3 protein-coding genes and 1 tRNA gene are annotated in these 3,382 nt (G+C 39.1%); 3 read left to right on the top strand and 1 reads right to left on the bottom strand.

Annotated elements, in window-relative coordinates; all coding sequences use genetic code 11:
- The 3 genes from WBA23_RS25695 to WBA23_RS25685 all read left to right on the top strand — a co-directional run.
- On the top strand, nt 1-302 hold a 302-nt coding region (locus WBA23_RS25695), incomplete at its 5' end, for a hypothetical protein (RefSeq protein ID WP_424585137.1).
- A 1-nt stretch (nt 303) separates the two neighbouring features.
- Nucleotides 304-1,377, top strand: coding sequence for a S41 family peptidase (locus tag WBA23_RS25690; RefSeq protein WP_424585136.1), 1,074 nt, complete (start codon nt 304-306; stop codon nt 1,375-1,377).
- Between the two features lie 87 nt (nt 1,378-1,464).
- Nucleotides 1,465-1,539: transfer RNA gene (locus WBA23_RS25685), tRNA-Val, on the top strand.
- 7 nt (nt 1,540-1,546) lie between these two features.
- On the opposite strand, the gene WBA23_RS25680 is transcribed toward WBA23_RS25685, so the two are convergent.
- Complete coding sequence (locus WBA23_RS25680; protein ID WP_424585135.1) at nt 1,547-3,148, bottom strand: P-loop NTPase fold protein; 1,602 nt, start codon at nt 3,146-3,148, stop codon at nt 1,547-1,549.
- Nucleotides 3,149-3,382: the final 234 nt, after the last annotated feature.

Genomic DNA, 3,382 nt, shown 5'->3' with positions numbered 1-3,382 from the left:
CGTATTCAGCGTATTTACCGCTGCTAACCTTTGCGGTGCGCCCATCTTACGGTACTACTCGTCTGCCAGGATTTTTGGATGATGAACGGGAAGAACCAGTTGCTCAATTTTTTGAGAGCGGCTCTCTTACCAGCTTGAACAAGTTTTTTCGCTACAGCAATACTTGGTCTTTAGAGTACTTTCTATCTAATCGTAATCGGCTGCGCCTAAGCTACGAGTGGAATTACGTACGCTACAGCGAACCCCGGTTGGTGCAAGCGGCTTCGCATAATATTACCATCGGAACCATGTTTAATTTTTAGCATGATGAAGTTAATTAATGGAATTCTAATTGTCTTATTGGGTCTACTGACCTTTGCTTCTTGTGAGGAAGCCTTCATTCGTGATGAATATGATGATAATGCGGTAGATGTCTTCAACTCGATGTGGACGACCGTAGACGAAAATTATTCTTTCTTCAGTTTTAAAGGAATTGACTGGGATGCCGTGTACGAAGCCAACCGCCCCCGGGTAGAAAACGGGATGCGTCGCGATTCACTATTCAATGTGCTAGCTGATATGCTGTTTGTATTGCGCGATGGGCACGTAAATCTACAAGCAGGATTCGATCTGTCCCGCAACTGGGATTGGTATTTAGACTTTCCGCAGAACTTTGATTTTACCACCATTGAGCGAAACTATTTAGGCGACAATTACGAAATTACCGGGCCTTTCCTTCATCGGTCTATTGACTCGGTTGGTTACATCTACTACGAGAGCTTTGAAGACGACTTCAGCGAATCAATTGCCGATTATTTAGTGACTCTGTATGCCAGCCGAATAACCGGTAATGACGATACGCTTATTTTCAAAGGACTAATTATTGATGTGCGAGACAATGGCGGCGGTAGTTTAAACAATGCTAATACCCTAGCCAGCCGCTTTGCCGATGAACGCCGCCACGTACAAAATTGGCTTTATAAAGATGGACCCGGCCATAATGATTTTACTGATCCGGTTAAAAAGTATATTGAACCCGAAGGAGATTTTCAGTACAACGGTCCGGTAGTGGTGCTGACCAATCGTTCTTGCTACAGTGCTACTAACTTCTTTGTGCAGATTATGAAGAACTTCCCCAATGTTCGGGTAATGGGCGATAGCACCGGCGGTGGGGGTGGTCTTCCTATTAATCGTGAATTGCCGAATGGCTGGACCTATCGTTTCTCTTCTACCGTGACTACGACCGTAGCCGGAGAAAACATTGAAGATGGGGTAGCCCCCGATGTCCGAGTGGATATTACCGATGAGGATCGAGAGGCTGGCCGGGATACCATTTTGGAAGAAGCTTTAAAGTTAATTGATCGTGTATTTGAGGAGCAGCAAAATCAGGGGGCATAGCTTATTAAAATATGAGATATGAGATATGAAATGTGAAATGAGAAAAATATTTCACTACTTTCATATTTCGGCTTTTGCATTTTTTTTGGGACGTTAGCACAGTTGGTTTAGAGCGCTGCCTTGACAGGGCAGAGGTCACTGGTTCGAATCCAGTACGTCTCACTTTTAATTATGATCTCGTATCATTGCTGATTTTTTGAACTGCAAGAATCAATAGGGTGAACGGGTTAATTTGTTTATATGGTATTTCTGTACCTTCAAGCGATTCTATCTTTTGAATATTTACATCTACAAATGTATCATGATGAATAGGAGTATTCCATTTAAAGTAAAAAGTAGTGCCATCGTCCATATGATACTTATGATATGTTTCATTATCCCCATTAACTTCTTGAGTATCGATTCCTAGGTATACAATTGAATGCCTTATAATACCATCTCTTATGTCGGAAAGTAGTTTAGAGTTAGATAGGGCAAGTTGCTCACACCTTCTTAGCAGATGAATAACTTCTTGCATTGTACCTACATAGTTAAGGAGTAGCTTGACTATAAGAAATATTAAAAGATGTACCTCGCCATATAGTTTCCCACTTATTCTAAGTATTGGTTTTGCTGAGATACTAATTTTATTCTCCTTTACTTTTACGAGATTTCTAGTACTCACTCCATTCGCTTGAATAACATACGAAAGTAGATCATTAAAAAGTGACCTCAATTCACTTACTTTCTCTTGATAATATTCATTTAGGCGCTCATCGTCTTCTTTTCTTCCACCAAAATTCTGGAATCTAAACTGTGCAGACGGAAATTTGGTAATACTTTCAATAATCTCTTGGGTCGGATTGAAGTAAAAAGGAATCTTACTATAAAACTTATCTATGTAGCCACTAAAGCTAACTGACGTTCCGTAGAAATGAGAAAATAGACCGCGGATATTATCTATGTCGCAAACAAAAATGATTTTATCAAAACCAAACTTATTTACTTGTTCTTCTTCAGGGTCTTGATCGAAGTGGGCTGAAAATATATTGAATAGCCTAAAAGTATGATGAGGGTCTATTCTATCTAAGTCATCAATAATCAATACACTTTCTAAATCACTACTTTTAGAGTCTTTTGGTTTTCCTTTACCTTCTTCCTCTGGTGTTGTCCAAGTGTCTATGAGATCAGCTATAAGGATTGAATAGAAATCCCGTTCATATATAGAGCCTTTAGTAACATGATGCTGGCTCAAATATCTTACTACTTCGTCATGGTCACTAGGCTTTACTTTCTCATATTCTTCTTTGATCCTATTTTTGAACTTTATGATTTTATCGTATGCTGCTGCTACTCCTTTAATTCCTGTAGCCGCTGAAGTAATTGTTTCGGCAACATGTAAAATGGGACTAAACAGTTCATCTAAGTTATTCAGCAAAAGGAAAGGAAGTGCCGTATTAGGCTTGATTCGTTCAATATCAATCTTAATACTTGGTTCGATTAGTAATCTAGTCAGAATGTCATATTTCAGATACTCAAATACATCCGCGTTCTCTCCAACTTGGTAGTTAACAGGGTATAAATGTAAGTGCTTATAGACTGTGCTACTATCATGTATGTTAGCGTCTTGTGTTTCTTTAGAAAAGTAATGTTTGAGAAAGGTAGTTTTCCCGATGCCGAATCTGCCGGAGAAAATGATTCTGTGATTATCAGGAATCGCTAGATGCTCTATAAACTTTTGTTTGGAAGGAGCGAAAATTTCTTCAATAATTTGTGGTCGAGCTTTATGCATTTTAAGGGGAGTAGTTTTTATTTGAACCTCCGAAAAGATAATATATACACAAACAAAATCAATTTCTGAATTTTTTAAATCCGCCTTTTAACCCACTCCGTTCGGTCTAGCACCTTACCATCATGATCTTTAATTTCTACCGTCATGGTAGCTTTCTGGGAAGAAAGGCTGAGCAAAAGGTAGCTATCTTCACTTTGAAGAAATTTAGAGTGAGAATCGGGATAGACATCTCCT

It is taken from the genome of Tunicatimonas sp. (genome assembly GCF_049647865.1).
GTDB lineage: Bacteria > Bacteroidota > Bacteroidia > Cytophagales > Cyclobacteriaceae > Tunicatimonas.
Note: the sequence above shows the minus strand (reverse complement) of the source record. Positions and strands in the feature narration are given on the sequence as shown.

What these genes read in the sequence shown, in the direction of transcription:
- WBA23_RS25690 (WP_424585136.1), top strand. Translation starts at nt 304, where the DNA reads ATGATGAAGTTAATTAATGGAATTCTAATTGTCTTATTGGGTCTACTG.
- WBA23_RS25680 (WP_424585135.1), bottom strand. Translation starts at nt 3,148, where the DNA reads ATGCATAAAGCTCGACCACAAATTATTGAAGAAATTTTCGCTCCTTCC.